The sequence below is a fragment of the Mycobacterium sp. genome (assembly GCF_965230835.1).
Classification (GTDB): Bacteria; Actinomycetota; Actinomycetes; order Mycobacteriales; family Mycobacteriaceae; genus Mycobacterium.
This window is the reverse complement of sequence record NZ_CBDDLW010000002.1, coordinates 2,351,734-2,365,997: the sequence shown is the minus strand read 5'-3', so window position 1 is coordinate 2,365,997 and position 14,264 is coordinate 2,351,734. Positions and strand designations below refer to the sequence as shown.

Annotated in this window: 12 protein-coding genes; 4 read left to right on the top strand and 8 right to left on the bottom strand. The window is 62.8% G+C overall.

Translation table 11 applies throughout. From position 1 onward, the window contains the following. Nucleotides 1-7: 7 nt before the first annotated feature. Nucleotides 8-505, bottom strand: coding sequence for a MarR family winged helix-turn-helix transcriptional regulator (locus tag ACO07W_RS11220; RefSeq protein ID WP_421843193.1), 498 nt, complete (start codon nt 503-505; stop codon nt 8-10). Between the two features lie 113 nt (nt 506-618). Here ACO07W_RS11220 and ACO07W_RS11215 point away from each other — a divergent pair, with 113 nt between their 5' ends. Continuing rightward, entirely contained in the window at nt 619-1,893 is a 1,275-nt protein-coding gene (locus ACO07W_RS11215; protein ID WP_421840071.1) for an IS256 family transposase, read from the top strand. 160 nt (nt 1,894-2,053) lie between these two features. Here ACO07W_RS11215 and ACO07W_RS11210 read toward each other — a convergent pair whose 3' ends face one another. The 7 genes from ACO07W_RS11210 to ACO07W_RS11180 form a co-directional block, all read right to left on the bottom strand. Next, nucleotides 2,054-2,803, bottom strand: a complete 750-nt coding sequence (locus ACO07W_RS11210) for an amino acid ABC transporter ATP-binding protein (RefSeq protein ID WP_421843191.1) — start codon at nt 2,801-2,803, stop codon at nt 2,054-2,056. Continuing rightward, the gene (locus ACO07W_RS11205; protein ID WP_421843189.1) at nt 2,800-4,605 is read right to left on the bottom strand and encodes an ABC transporter substrate-binding protein/permease; all 1,806 of its coding nucleotides are present in this window, start codon (nt 4,603-4,605) and stop codon (nt 2,800-2,802) included. The genes ACO07W_RS11210 and ACO07W_RS11205 overlap by 4 nt, the downstream gene beginning before the upstream one ends. A 38-nt stretch (nt 4,606-4,643) precedes the next feature. Further along, complete coding sequence (locus ACO07W_RS11200; protein WP_421843187.1) at nt 4,644-5,366, bottom strand: GntR family transcriptional regulator; 723 nt, start codon at nt 5,364-5,366, stop codon at nt 4,644-4,646. 327 nt (nt 5,367-5,693) lie between these two features. Next, nucleotides 5,694-6,491 (bottom strand): LLM class F420-dependent oxidoreductase, encoded by a 798-nt coding sequence (locus ACO07W_RS11195; RefSeq protein WP_421843185.1) that lies wholly within the window; start codon nt 6,489-6,491, stop codon nt 5,694-5,696. 51 nt (nt 6,492-6,542) lie between these two features. After that, nucleotides 6,543-7,448: an alpha/beta fold hydrolase gene (locus tag ACO07W_RS11190; RefSeq protein WP_421845940.1), complete on the bottom strand. Its 906-nt coding sequence runs from the start codon at nt 7,446-7,448 to the stop codon at nt 6,543-6,545. A 64-nt stretch (nt 7,449-7,512) separates the two neighbouring features. Then, complete coding sequence (locus tag ACO07W_RS11185; protein ID WP_421843183.1) at nt 7,513-8,619, bottom strand: inositol-3-phosphate synthase; 1,107 nt, start codon at nt 8,617-8,619, stop codon at nt 7,513-7,515. 76 nt (nt 8,620-8,695) lie between these two features. Then, complete coding sequence (locus ACO07W_RS11180) at nt 8,696-9,238, bottom strand: PadR family transcriptional regulator (protein WP_421843181.1); 543 nt, start codon at nt 9,236-9,238, stop codon at nt 8,696-8,698. Between the two features lie 409 nt (nt 9,239-9,647). Between ACO07W_RS11180 and ACO07W_RS11175 the strand changes: the two genes are divergently transcribed. The 3 genes from ACO07W_RS11175 to ACO07W_RS11165 all read left to right on the top strand — a co-directional run bounded on the left by ACO07W_RS11175 (nt 9,648) and on the right by ACO07W_RS11165 (nt 14,240). Beyond that, entirely contained in the window at nt 9,648-10,067 is a 420-nt protein-coding gene (locus tag ACO07W_RS11175) for a DUF5318 family protein (protein ID WP_421843179.1), read from the top strand. A gap of 136 nt (nt 10,068-10,203) precedes the next feature. After that, nucleotides 10,204-12,585 carry a transglycosylase domain-containing protein gene (locus ACO07W_RS11170; RefSeq protein ID WP_421845939.1) on the top strand — a complete coding sequence of 794 codons (2,382 nt, stop codon included), beginning with the start codon at nt 10,204-10,206 and terminating at the stop codon, nt 12,583-12,585. Between the two features lie 11 nt (nt 12,586-12,596). Beyond that, nucleotides 12,597-14,240: a glycosyltransferase family 87 protein gene (locus ACO07W_RS11165; RefSeq protein ID WP_421843177.1), complete on the top strand. Its 1,644-nt coding sequence runs from the start codon at nt 12,597-12,599 to the stop codon at nt 14,238-14,240. The last annotated feature ends 24 nt before the right edge of the window (nt 14,241-14,264 follow it).

The window sequence follows — 14,264 nt, the reverse complement described above, 5'->3', positions numbered from 1 at the left end:
GCCTAATTCATCCTTGAGGGCATGTCTGCCTGCGTGCCGCGGAATCCCCGACATCGCGAATCGCCGGTTCACCGCACGCCAACCGTTCCAGCGGGGCCAGAGCCCCCATCAGGGTGTCCAGGTCGGACCGGGGGAGTTGGCCGAGCAGTGCGGCCAGGGCGGCGTGCCGGTTGGCTAGTGATTCGCTGTGAACTGCCCGCCCGCGCGGCGTGATGTCGACCAGGACGGCTCGCAGGTCAGATGGGTCGCGTGAGCGCTTTACCAGCCCGATTTTCTCCAACCGGCGGATCGCTACGGTAGTGGTGGGGGTCCGCACCCGCTCCTGTGCGGCCAGGTCGGTCATCCGGATGGGGCCGCGATCGAGCAGGGTGACCAGAATCGAAAGCTGTGCCAGGGTCAACTCGCCTGCCACAACTCCGTTGGGATCGCCGCGGCGCAGGATCGCAAACAGTTTGGACAACGCGCGATGCAGCCCCTCCGCCAGCTCCGTCAGGTCGCGTCTCATCGCTGGTGTAAATGGTCACGGGCGTAGGTTCCGTCGCAACCGACGAAAGCTATGAAGGAGGGGCTACGCCCGTGACCAAGCGAGTATCGCCGATTGAGCGTGTGCGTGTTGAGATGGATCAGTTGTTCGCCGCGACCGAGCGGCCGTTGACCGAGATTTTGGAGGAGGTCGGGCGGTTATCGGTGCGTCTGGTGTTTCAGGTCGCCGTGGAGGCCGAGGTAGAAGCAGTGTTGGGCCGAGCCCGTCACCAGCGTCGGGTTCAGGACGGCCCGGGCGGGTACCGCAATGGGTATCAACCGCCGGCGACGGTGAAGACCACGATGGGCTCGGTCGAATTATGCCGCCCGAAACTACGCGACACCGACGAGCGGTTCTGTTCGCGGCTATTCGGTGCCGGGGTGACGCGCACCCACGCTCTGGAGGCGTTGGTGATTTCGGGATGGGTGCGCGGTTTGTCGGATCGCGACATCGAGGCCGCGTTGGCCGAGGTGCTGGGCTCGCAGGCGGCGTTGTCGCGCTCGACGGTGAGCCGGATTTGTGCGGCCATCAAAGACGAGTTCGCTGCGTGGTCGTCTCGACGCCTTGATGAGCTGGTGTTGGACTACCTGTTCTTGGATGCCTCGAACTTTCGGATGCATCCCAACGCCCCGGCCGAGCCGGTGCTGGCCGCCTGGGGCATCTGCACCGACGGCAAGCCCCTGTTTATTGGGCTGGCCCCAGCCGCAGCGGAGTCGGCTGATGCGTGGGCCGACTTCTTGGCTGACCTGAGGAACCGGGGACTACGCCCGCCGCTACTGGGCATCTCCGACGGGGCGCCGGGCCTGATCGCCGCATGGGAGACCACGTTTCCGGCAAGCCTGCGTCAGCGGTGTCTGATCCATCGCTGCCGTAACGTCATCGCCAAGACACCTGTCGCGGTCCAGGACGAGATCAAAGCCGCGTTCTGGTCGATCTTCGATGACATTGACCAGCCACCCGGCCAGCAGGCCGTGGATGAAGCCACCCGCCGCGCCGAGGAGTTCACCACCACATACCGCGGGCTCTACCCAGCCGCGGTCGCTTGCCTGGCCAACGACTTCGCCTCGCTGAGCGTGCATTTGCGCTTCCCCCGCCAACACTGGACACGCATCCGCCATTCCAACCTCATCGAACGCACCTTCGGAGAATCCCGTCGCCGGGTCAAGGTCATCGGCCGCCTACCCGGCGAAACCAGCTGTCTGTCGCTGGTATGGGCCGTCCTCGACCGCGCCAGCCGCGGCTGGCGCGGAGTCACCCAAACATCAGCGACCAGCCGCCACCTCCAAGAACTACGCCACCAACTGCTCGAGCCACCCCGCCCACTGCATCCCCCCACCACAACAACCACGACCGACACCACCGCCGCGTAACATGACCACCAGGAACATGCGCCCAGCGTTTTTACACCAGTCCTAAGACGCCACCCTCCGTCACCTCCGGGGCCGTGGATTCGCTGTCCGCCATAAGTCGGCAGTCTAACGTGACATGCCAGCAGCTCACGAACGGATGGCGGATGCCGTCGTTGGGACTTCACAGCACTTGGGACAGGAACCGTTGCAGCCGTTCGGTCTGAGCGTCTTCGAAGATCTGCTCGGGAGGACCGGATTCCACGACTTTGCCGTGGTCCATAAATATGACGGCATCCGATGCCGAACGCGCAAAGCCCATTTCATGGGTGACCACAATCATTGTCATTCCGTCGGCGCCGAGTTCGGAGATCAGTTCCAGGATGCCTTTGACCATCTCCGGATCCAAAGCCGACGTTGCCTCGTCGAAGAACATCACCTGCGGTGTCATCGCCAGCGCGCGCGCAATAGCAACCCGCTGCTGTTGGCCGCCAGACAGCGCGCCAGGGCGGGCGCTGGCCTTATGTTTGAGGCCAACTCGGTCCAATTGGACCAGCGCCAGCTCCCGTGCCGCGTCGGCGGAGAGCCGACGCAACTTGCGCGGCGCCAGCGCGACGTTGGCCAGTACGCTACGGTGCGGGAACAGGTTGAAATGCTGGAATACCATGCCAATTCGCTGGCGGAGTTCGTTAGGGTCGTCGTTCAGCACCGATGTGCCGTCCAGCAGGATGTCGCCGCTGTCCGGTTCGTGCAACCGGTTCAGGGTCCGAAGTAGTGTTGACTTGCCCGAGCCGGATGGACCGATTATCGCCGCTGTGCTGCCGGCGGGCACGTCGAGGTCGACCCCACGAAGCACGGCGTTCTTCTCTAGGATCTGGTGAACACCTCGGGCGGCCAACGAAACCGGCGCACGCCTGTCGCTGGGGACCGTCACGTCATCTCCTGGCCTAGTGTTGCGGAGAGCACCTCCGAGGATTCCTCTGGCGCGGTGGCGCGGCCACGCCGAAGTCGGGCGTCGATGTAGTTCACCAGGTGTGTTAAGGGAACCGTCAATATGAGGTAGAAGATCCCTGCGGCTACCAGCGGTGACAGGTTGCCGGTTTGTGCATTCAGATCACGACCCACCTGAAACAGCTCCCGCTGTCTGGCGACCAGCCCGAGGAAATACACCAGCGCGGAGGCTTTCAGGAGCGCGATGAACTGATTGACCAATGCGGGCAGCACCCGGCGAATGCCCTGGGGCACCACTACCAGTCGCATCGCGGCCGGGTAGCTGAAGCCAAGCGCACGCGATGCTTCGAGTTGGCCCGGATCGACGCTCTGGATTCCGGAGCGGAGGATCTCGCCGACATAGGCGGCGGCCATCAACCCCAACGCTGCGATGCCCAGCGGGTACGGGTTGTTGCCGGTCAGCCCACCTACCACCGGCCCAACACCTAGCCCGATGATCAGGATGATCACTACCTCTGGCAGACCGCGGAAGATATCGGTGTAGACGCGGGCTGGCCAGCGCAGCCAACGTTTCCGAGACATGCCGGCCATTGCCAGCACCATGCCGAGGCTCAGCCCAATCACGCTGGCGCTGATTGTCAGCTCCAGCGTGTTGGGTAGCCCGGTGCTGAGCAGTGTCGGGATGGACTGGCGGTACATGTCCCAGTTGAAGAAGGATTTGCGCAGGTGTTCCAGGGTTGAGACGGGCTCGGTCGGGCCCTCCGCCGTGCGGTGATGCTTGGCTGCAATGACGCCAAAGTCCGGCAGATGCGGGGTTGGCGCGGACTTTGATCCGGGCTTCCAGCCGAGCGGGAGGGTCCGCGGAACCCAGTCGGTGTACAACTGCGACCAAGTGCCGTCGGCGATGACGGCGTCCAATCCAGAGTTGAGTGCGTCGAGTAGCGGCCGGTTGTCTTTGGCGACGGCATACGCAATAAAGTCGCCGACGCTGAACGTGTGCGCGACGGCTACGGCTGGGTCGCCAGGACGCATGACCGCGAGTGCCTGATTGCCCGGGGCCACCCATGCGTCAATCTGGTGAGTCTTCAAGTTTGCATAAACGGTGTTGAAGTCGGGAAATTTCACCGGCTGCAGATGCAGAGTGTCGACGACAAACGACTCCGCCACCGTACCCAGCACGACGCCGATGCGTTGGCCGCGGGCAAGATCGGCGAAGCTCTTGATCGGCGAACCGGGCGGTACCACGAGCGTGTGATAGCCAAAGTCGTAGCCGTTGGTGAAGTCGACGGTGCGTCGCCGCGCGGCGGTGGCTTTAATCGATGACGAGCCCACGTCGAATCGATGCGCTGCGACCTGCGCAAGTAACCCGGAGAAGTCGGTGCCGACGAAGCGAACCTGGAGGCCGAGTTTGTCCGCGATAGCACGCAGCAGCTGGTTATCGTAACCACTGAATCGGCCGGTGGAATTGATGCAGGTGTTGGGTGGGCCGTCAGACAGCGTGCCGACCGTCAAGATGCCGGGTGTGATCAGTCGCAGTGCGGCGGTGTTCACCGCGCCTATCGGCTCGGTAGTTTCCGTCGTGTACTTGTCTTCAGCGTCGCCGGCCGCCGGAGTAGTCAGGTCTTTGGGCAAGGTGATTCCGCTGTCCACGCCAGCGGGAGCGCACTGATACCGGTCGGCTGCCGCGGGTGCCGCAGCTGCCAGGCTGAAGACGATCACTACGGTGGCGGCGACACCGAGTAGTTTGCTACCGCGCTTGCGGCGCGGGCCCACCCAGAATCTCATCACCGCCACCGTATCGGCCGACGGGAATTTCGGCTCATTCAGAGCGTGACTGACTGCTGTGGATCTGCTGGGGCGTGCAGGGGAACTGCATCAAGGTATGCGCTCTGCGGTGGGATGAACACCCTGCGCCGAAACAGCTCGGCCAGCATGGTCTGGGCCATCAGGGAGGCGCGGCCGACACAGGCGGCGCGCGCCGCGTCCGGGTCACTTCGGTGGATTGCGGAGTTCTCATTTTCGTAGAACGGCAGAATATCGTCGCGGCCGTTCTGGTAGGTCATCCAGAAGGTTCGTGGGATGAGGGCTTGTGAGGCGCGGATCGTGGCGTGTAGCCGTGGCCCCGCGTACTCGTCGTTGACGGTCTGTCGATATTCCCGAGTGATTTCAGAGAAGGTCCGTGATTCCCTCGAGGTGCGTAGCGACCGCATGAGTTCGTCGAGGTGCCCCAGGACCCGTGGTGTGGGGTTGGTGGCGGCGCGCGCGGAGGCTATGCCGTTGAGTAGGCCGTCGAGTTCGTGATGCTCCAGTACGGTGGCTTCGTCAAACCGCTCGACGAATGCGCCGCGGTGGTAGCGGGTCGACACAATGCCGTCGTGTTCGAGTTGAACCAGCGCCTCCTGTATAGGGACACGGCTTACTCCAAGGCCATGCGCGATCTCATTGCGATCGACGCGATCGCCACTACGCAGTTTGCCAGTCAAAACCAGGTTGACGATGTGCGAAACAACCTGGTCCTTTTCTTTAACTCCGTACTTCTTCGGCACCAGTTTCTCCGAGCCTCTTTCAAACCCGCTTCAGTAGTCCGCGCTGGCAGTTTCTCACGACTAGTGCGCTTGCGTTCGGATGTTTGGCAGATGAAACGGTGTCGATTTGGTGTCGGTCGGTTTGATGGTCTGGACAGTACGTGTTCGGATGTTTGATAGAGAAACGGTTTCTATTTGGCGTCAGTCGGTTTGATGGTCTGGACAGTTCGCCTCGGACGATATGCCGGAAAGTACGAATCGCTTAAAGTCTCCGCGATTACCGCAAAATGACCGCAGTGATGGCAGCGGCCCTGATCGCCGCAGCACCCCCGGATGACCAACCGGTGATCAGAGGCTGTCGCGCCACCTACACAGAGCTTCGGCCGCGGTGAGGTCATAATCGGGACCATTGCTGCCAACGGTCAATAGCGTGACACCAAGGCTTGCGAGAGCTTCGGCGCCGGATATTAGATCCCGGCCGCTCTCGACCGCCGCCGAGCGTTCAATAGTGGCCGGGTTTCTGCCGACCGCGGCGCAGTGTGTGTCGAGGATGGCTGATTTGGCGACGAAGTCATCGCCGGTGCAGAAGCTATGCCATATGTCGCCGTATTCGGCTACCAGTCGCAGCGTCTTACGTGGGCCTGAGCCACCTATTAGCACCGGGATGTCACGGGTTGGTGGCGGGTTCAATTTAGCCATTCGCGCTTTGATTCGTGGGAGTGCGGCCGCTAGGTCGTCAAGTCGGCTGCCGGCCGTGCCGAACTCGTAGCCGTACTCCTGGTAGTCTTTCTCTTTCCAGCCCGATCCGATTCCAAGGATGAGCCGACCAGCTGATATGTGATCGACGGTTCGTGCCATGTCGGCCAACAGCTCTGGGTTGCGGTAGGAGTTGCAGCTGACGAGCGCGCCAATCTGAATCTGTGACGTTTGCTCAGCCCAGGCCCCGAGTACGGTCCAGCATTCGAAGTGCGCTCCATCAGGGTCCCCGTAGAGCGGGAAGAAGTGATCCCAGGTGAAAGCGACATCGACGCCGATATCTTCGCAGCGGCGAACCGCGTCGCGCATGGTGTGGTATTGCGGCGCATGCTGAGGCTGTAGTTGCACGCCGATGCGAACGGGAAGATGGGGGAGCACGGGTGAGTTCATATGTTCACCGTATGCTTCGCTAACCTCGCGGCAAGCTTCGGCGAGCGTCGCCTAGCGGGCGTCGACCACCCCGCGCACGATCTCGATTAAGGCGCGTGGTTGATCACTTTGCACCGAGTGGCCGGAATCCTCGACGACGTGCGCCGCCCGGAAGTGCCTTGCTCGCTCTTGCAGTTCGGCAATGTCCTGATCGGTGACGAACCCAGAATTGCCACCGCGCACCACGGTGATGGGTGCGCTCAGCGCATCGATATCGTGCCATAGTCCGGCGAAGTCTCCGACTGTTCGGATGGCGTCGTAGCGCCAGGTCCAGTTGCCGTTATCGAGGCGGCGAGAGTTGTGGAATACGCCACGACGCAGCGATGTCACCTCGCGATGCGGCGCCGCCGCGATCGTCAGGTTCAGCATGGCCTGGAAGCTGGGGAACTCCCGCTCGCCGCGCATTAGCGCCACCGCGCCGCGCTGTTCGGCGGTCAGCTCGGCATGGCGCTGTAAAGCCGACGGGGTGACGTCGACGAGAACCAGCTCACCCACCAGTTCTGGTGCTATCGCGGCGAGCCGTATCGACGTTAGCCCGCCCAGCGACATGCCCACAACGAACTCGGCAGTCGGCGCAAGCTCGTGCAGCGTTCGTGCCACGGCGTCGGCATTGCGCTGTGGCGAATAGTCGCCGTCATCACGCCAGGCGGAATGACCATGCCCGGGCAAGTCCACCGCTAGGGCCGGCTCACCAAGACCGACGATCACGGTGTCCCAGGTGTGCGCGTTCTGCCCGCCGCCATGAAGAAAAACGACTCTGGGCGGCGAGCCACCCCAGCTCAGCGCGCTGATCTTTGTGTCGCCCGTGCCCGTTTCGACTCGTTCGACGCTGGGCAGTGGCCCCGAAACGCCAGCTTGCGAGGCATTCTCGGCGAGTAGCGCGAACTCCGAGAGTGCGGCCAGTTCATCGTCGGGGATCTCAGCCACGGTCGCTGACACCCCCGACCTGGCCGTATCCTCCGGGCAACAGACAGCTGCCGTGTTAGTTGGCGTCGATGATGAATTCTTCGAGTTGAGTGCGCGCGGCATCGTCGGCCAGTTGCTCTGGTGGGCTCTTCATCAGGTATGCCGAAGCCGCCACGACCGGACCGCCGATACCGCGATCTTTGGCGATCTTGGCCGCCCGCACCGCGTCAATGATGACGCCCGCAGAGTTGGGGGAGTCCCACACCTCAAGTTTGTACTCCAGATTCAACGGCACGTCGCCAAAGGCGCGTCCCTCCAGCCGAACGTAGGCCCACTTGCGGTCATCGAGCCAGCCGACGTGGTCAGACGGTCCGATGTGGACATCCTTGGCGTTGAACTCGCGGTGCACGTTGGACGTGACGGCCTGAGTCTTGGAGATCTTCTTGGACTCCAACCGCTCACGCTCAAGCATGTTGAGGAAGTCCATGTTGCCGCCCACGTTGAGCTGCATAGTGCGGTCTAGCTGAACACCGCGGTCTTCGAAGAGCTTGGCCATCACCCGGTGGGTTATCGTGGCGCCGACCTGGCTCTTGATGTCGTCACCGACAATCGGAACCCCTGCATCAGTGAACTTCTTCGCCCACACCGGGTCGGAGGCGATGAACACCGGCAGCGCGTTCACAAAAGCAACTCCCGCGTCGATGGCGCACTGCGCGTAGAACTTGTCTGCTTCTTCCGAGCCCACCGGCAGGTAGGAGACCAGCACGTCGACCTTGGCGTCGCGGAGTGTCTGGACGACATCGACGGGTTCGACGTCGGACAGCGCGATGGTGTCGGCGTAGTACTTGCCGATGCCGTCGAGGGTGGGTCCGCGCTGCACCACCACATTGGTGGGTGCGACGTCGGCGATCTTGATCGTGTTGTTCTCAGAGGCGAAGATCGCATCCGACAGGTCGAATCCGACCTTCTTGGCGTCCACATCGAACGCTGCCACGAACTTGACGCCGCGAACGTGGTATGGGCCAAAACGTACGTGCATGAGACCCGGAACTGTGGACCCTTCGTCGGCGTTTTGGTAGTACTCGACGCCCTGGACCAGCGAGGCTGCGCAGTTGCCGACGCCGACAATGGCGACTCGGACCTCAGCCGGCGCTTCCGCCTGTAACGGCTTGTGCTCACTCATCGGGGCGTTCTCCTAACCTCATAACCGCTGGGTTTTCCTGGGTGTTCGTGTGGTGCTGCAGGGTTGGTGCAGGGTGTTACGTCTGTTCGGCGCGGTTGGGTGCTGCCCGTTCCGCTGCGATGAGCTCGTTGAGCCACTTCACTTCGCGCTCGCTGGATTCGAGCCCAAGCTGGTGTAATTGGCGGGTGTAGCGGTCAAACGAACTGCTGGCTCGGGCGACCGCGTCACGCAGACCCTCTCGCCGTTCCTCGACCTGGCGGCGCCGACCTTCCAGGATGCGCATCCGCGCTTCTGCCGGGGTGCGATTGAAGAACGCCAGGTGTACACCGAAGCCGTCATCGGTGTAGTTGTGCGGACCGGTGTCGGCCACTAGTTCGCCGAAGCGACGACGGCCTTGGTCGGTCAGCTGGTAGACCCGCCGGGCTCGGCGCACTGGAGTACCCGCTGGGGCGGCATTCTCGGCGATCAGTCCGTCAGTCTGCATGCGCCGCAGCGCCGGATACAGCGAACCGTAGGAAAATGCCCGGAACGCGCCAAGTAGTCCGGTCAGCCGTTTACGCAACTCGTAGCCGTGCATGGGTGACTCGATCAGGAGCCCGAGGATGGCGAGTTCGAGCATCGAATCACCTCCCTTTGTCTGGCTAGTTACGACGGTTCGACGCGTCGCGCCATCGTATCGTTTCGATATATTCGCCACAACACCACCGGGTGTTGGTGCACTATTCGTCCCGGGCGAGCCAGCCGCGCTGCGCTGTGTCAAACATCGCGGTCGCTAGCTCTGAGCAGGTCGATTTTCCTGTTTGGCCGGCGTCTCGTCGTCGGCTGTGCTCGGTGGGTGGGCGCTGCATATGGCGCGGTGGCCAAAACGTGGTGTTGATGTTCGACGCGTCGCTGTGATGGCGGCGAGCGGTTTGTTGTTCGCTGCCTTTGGACCGGAGCGCGGTTGGCTAGCGCGGTTGGGGGTGACTCGCGCGACAACAGGGTTGGTTGCGTACCGGTGGTGTGGTTGGGGACGTACTCTGGTGAGCGTGCGACTGCAGCGACAGGTGGTGGACTATGCGCTTCGGCGGCGCTCCCTGCTGGCTGAGGTGTACTCGGGCCGCACTGGCGTGTCCGAAGTATGTGATGCAAATCCCTACTTGCTGCGTGCGGCACGGTTTCACGGGAAACCAAGCCAGGTGACCTGTCCGATCTGTCGTAAAGAACAGCTCACGTTGGTGTCGTGGGTTTTCGGTGAGCACCTTGGTGCGGTGTCGGGCTCGGCGCGCACTGCCGAAGAGCTGGTCTTGCTGGCGACTCGGTACTCCGAATTCGCTGTCCATGTCGTGGAAGTTTGCCGAACCTGCAGCTGGAATCACCTGGTCAAGTCATATGTCCTCGGGGCGGCGCGTCCGCCCAAAGGCTCCGGCAGGCGGACGGCGCGCAACGCCCGCATGGCCAGTGAATAGCAACGGGCGTCATCACCGGTCGCTCGGCGGCCCGCATCGGCCGGCGACTGAGTTCACCGCCAAACATCTCAGCGGTGACGAGTCCGGTGTGCCTCCGAAGTTGGGCCAGCACCATCCGACTCCACCCGATGATCGGATGACAACGATCATCCCGGCGGTCGACGACGGACCGCAGAGCGCGTCCGATCCCATCGAAGCGGTCAAAGCCGCCTTGGACGGTCCTCCAACGACGCGGTTGGATCGCGACCCCCTGGAGCAGGTAAAGGCCGCGCTGAGCCCACCGTCGAAACACCCGCCGCGCGATAGGGGAGAGGCCCGACGGCACCCTCCGCCAGAACCTCCTGGTCCGCCTGGCTCCGCTGGTCCAGATAGCTTGTTTGGACTGTTTCATGGCGGGCACCCCGCACCGAACGTTGTTGGGGACTGGGCTCGGCGGATCAACTGGAAACTGCTGAGGCGGTTTGCCTATGCCGCGATGGCGGTGATGGTGTTGTTGCCAATCGTCACATTCTCGATGGCCTATTTCATCGTCGACGTCCCCGACCCGGGTGACATTCGAACCAACCAAGTGTCGACGATTTTGGCCAGCGATGGATCGGAGATCGCCAGAATCGTTCCACCCGAAGGCAATCGGGTAGATGTCAGCCTTAGTGAAGTGCCGGTACACGTCCGCCAGGCGGTAATCGCTGCCGAAGATCGCAACTTCTACTCAAACCCAGGCTTCTCGCTGAGTGGATTCGCGCGGGCGGTGAAGAACAACCTCGTCGGCGGTGACCTGCAGGGCGGGTCGACGATCACCCAGCAGTACGTCAAGAACGCGCTGGTCGGTTCCGCGCAGCATGGGTGGAGTGGCTTGCTGCGTAAGGCGAAGGAATTGGTCATCGCGACCAAGATGTCCGAGGAATGGTCTAAAGACGATGTGCTGCAGGCCTATCTGAACATCATCTACTTTGGCCGGGGTGCCTACGGGATTTCGGCAGCGGCGAAAGCCTACTTCGACAAGCCAGTCGACCGGCTGACGGTTTCTGAGGGGGCCCTGCTGGCCGCGCTGGTTCGACGCCCATCTGCGCTGGACCCCGCCGTCGACCCGGTCGGTGCCCGCGACCGGTGGAGCTGGGTGCTGGACGGCATGGTGGAAACCGGGGCGCTGTCTCCGAGCGGCCGAGCGAAACAGGTTTTCCCAAGAACAGTCCCGCCCGATCAAGCCCGTGCCGAGAATCAGACCAGAGGACCCGACGGGCTGATTGAGCGCCAGGTGACCAAAGAGTTGCTTGAGCTGTTCAACATCGACGAGCAAACCCTCAACACTCAGGGTTTACAGGTCACCACGACGATTGATCCCCAGGCTCAGCGGGCCGCGGAGAAGGCGGTAACGAAATACCTCGACGGGCAAGACCCAGACTTGCGGGCCGCAGTGGTCGCGATCGATCCGCGCAGCGGTGAGGTACGCGCCTATTACGGGGGTGCGAATGCCAGCGGCTTTGACTTTGCGCAAGCAGGATTGCAGACCGGATCGTCATTCAAGGTGTTCGCCCTTGCTGCCGCACTCGAGCAGGGGATCGGTCTGGGCTACGAGGTGGACAGCTCGCCACTGACCGTGGATGGCATTGAAATCACGAATGTCGCCGACGAGGCCTGCGGAAAATGCAATATCGCCCAAGCACTCAAAATGTCGCTGAACACCTCTTACTACCGGCTGATGCTCAAACTGAAGGGGGGGCCGCAGGCCGTTGCGGATGCCGCCCATCAAATGGGCATAGCGATGAGCTTCCCAGGCGTCGCGCACACGTTGTCCGAAGACGGTAAGGGCGGGCCGCCGAATAATGGGATTGTTCTGGGGCAGTACCAAACCCGGGTGATCGACATGGCTTCGGCCTACGCCACATTGGCCGCTTCCGGCATCTACCATCCGCCGCGGTTTGTGCAGAAAGTTGTGCGCGGGGACGGCAAGGTTCTCTTTGACGCCAGCACCACCGATACCAGCGGTGACCAGCGTATCTCCGCGGCGGTAGCTGACAACGTCACCGCAGCTATGGAACCGATCGCAGGCTATTCCCGCGGTCATAACCTGGCTGGTGGACGGCGCTCGGCGGCCAAGACCGGCACCACGCAATTGGGCGATACCACCGCGAACAAGGACGCCTGGATGGTGGGGTACACGCCGTCGCTGTCGACGGCCGTCTGGGTAGGCACAGCCAAAGAAGACGAGCCGCTGGTCACCGCCTCGGGCGGGCCGATATATGGCTCCGGCCTGCCATCGAGCATCTGGAAGTCGACAATGGATGGTGCGCTGAAGGGCACCTCCAAGGAGACCTTCCCTAAACCCACCGAAGTGGGCGGCTACGCCGGCGTGCCGGTTGCGCCGCCGCCACCGCCGCCACCGCCCTCAGTGACGGTCATCCAGCCCACGATCGAAATAGCACCCGGGATTACTATCCCGGTCGGTCCGCCCACCACCATTACCCTGGCGCCGCCGCCACCGCCGCCGCCGCCCGATGGCCCCCTACCACCACCGTGACCGGGGCACAGATGCAGCGTCCAGCTATCTCGCCGGAGCCGCTGGCCGCCGACCTACGCAGCGCCGACAATCGCGATTTCCCTAGCCGCACAGATGTTTTAGGTGCGGCTCTTTCGAATGTTGTCGGTGGGCCGGTGGGCCGGCACGCGCTGGTTGGTCGCACCCGGCTGATGACTCCGCTGCGAGTGATGTTTGTTATTGCGTTGGTGTTTTTGGCGCTGGGATGGTCGACCAAGGCGGCTTGCCTGCAGACCCACGGCACCGGTCCGGCTGATGAGCGGGTGGCCAACTGGGACAACCAACGCGCCTACTACGAGTTGTGCTACTCCGACACAGTGCCGCTCTACGGCGCGGAGTTGTTGAATCAAGGGCAGTTTCCATACAAGTCCAGTTGGATAGAAAACGACGCCGACGGCGCCCCCCAGATCCGCTACGACGGCAAGCCCGCGGTGCGCTACATGGAGTACCCGGTACTGACCGGGGTCTACCAGTACGCGTCGATGGCAGTAGCCAAGACCTACACCGCGTTGACCAAGATCGTTCCGGCTCCGGTGATCGCTGAGGTAGTGGTGTTCTTCGACGTCGCGGCCTTCGGCCTGGCGCTGGCCTGGCTAGCAACAGTATGGGCGACGGCAGGTCTGGCCGGTCGTCGGATCTGGGATGCAGCGTTGGTCGCGGCGTCTCCGTTGGTAATCTTCCAGATCTTCACCAACTTCGACGCGCTGGCAACTGCTTTCGCAATGGGTGGACTGCTGGCATGGGCGCGTCGGCGACCGGTCGTTGCCGGTGTGCTAATCGGGTTGGGCGCCGCAGCCAAGCTGTATCCGCTGCTTTTCTTGGGCCCTTTGCTGGTATTGGGAATTCGTACCGGTCGTTTGGGTGCTGTGGCACGTACGGTGGCTACCACTGCGGCCAACTGGCTGCTGGTCAATCTCCCGGTACTGTTGCTGTTTCCGCGAGGCTGGTCGGAATTCTTCCGGCTTAACACCCGGCGCGGCGAGGATATGGATTCGCTGTACAACGTGGTGAAGTCGTTCACCGGCTGGCGGGGTTTCGATCCCGCACTAGGCTTTTGGGAGCCGCCGGTGATCCTGAACGCGGTCGTGGTGACATTGTTCGTCGTGTGTTGCGCGGCGATCGCCTATATGGCGTTCACCGCGCCGCAACGACCGCGAGTAGCCCAGCTGACCTTCTTGGTCGTCGCTGCCTTCTTGTTGACCAGCAAGGTGTGGAGCCCGCAGTTCTCGCTGTGGCTGGTGCCGCTTGCGGTCTTGGCCTTGCCGCACCGTCGGATCCTGCTGGCCTGGATGACGATCGACGCCCTGGTGTGGGTGCCGCGGATGTACTTCTTGTACGCAAACCCGAATCGATCACTACCGGAGCAGTGGTTCACCACGACGGTGCTCGTGCGCGACATCGCGGTTGTGGCGTTGTGCGCTCTGGTGGTCCGGCAAATCTATCGACCTGACGAGGATCTGGTGCGGTGGCGCGGGCGAGTCGACGATCCGGTGGGTGGGGTCTATGACCACGCACCGGATGCGGCAGCGGGCTGGCTGCCCGACTGGCTGCGCTCGATGCCGCGACGGCGGTCCGAGCCGCCGGCGCATTCGTCCGGCAGCGGCGGTCGGCCAGAAAGTGTCGTCGGAGAGCCTTGACGCGCCTCGCCATTGGCGCGGTTC

Coding starts and splice junctions, on each gene's coding strand:
- ACO07W_RS11215 (WP_421840071.1), top strand. CDS start 619: ATGGATCAGTTGTTCGCCGCGACCGAGCGGCCGTTGACCGAGATTTTG.
- ACO07W_RS11205 (WP_421843189.1), bottom strand. CDS start 4,605: ATGAGATTCTGGGTGGGCCCGCGCCGCAAGCGCGGTAGCAAACTACTC.
- ACO07W_RS11180 (WP_421843181.1), bottom strand. CDS start 9,238: ATGCTCGAACTCGCCATCCTCGGGCTCCTGATCGAGTCACCCATGCAC.
- ACO07W_RS11185 (WP_421843183.1), bottom strand. CDS start 8,619: ATGAGTGAGCACAAGCCGTTACAGGCGGAAGCGCCGGCTGAGGTCCGA.
- ACO07W_RS11195 (WP_421843185.1), bottom strand. CDS start 6,491: ATGAACTCACCCGTGCTCCCCCATCTTCCCGTTCGCATCGGCGTGCAA.
- ACO07W_RS11165 (WP_421843177.1), top strand. CDS start 12,597: ATGCAGCGTCCAGCTATCTCGCCGGAGCCGCTGGCCGCCGACCTACGC.
- ACO07W_RS11220 (WP_421843193.1), bottom strand. CDS start 505: ATGAGACGCGACCTGACGGAGCTGGCGGAGGGGCTGCATCGCGCGTTG.
- ACO07W_RS11170 (WP_421845939.1), top strand. CDS start 10,204: ATGACAACGATCATCCCGGCGGTCGACGACGGACCGCAGAGCGCGTCC.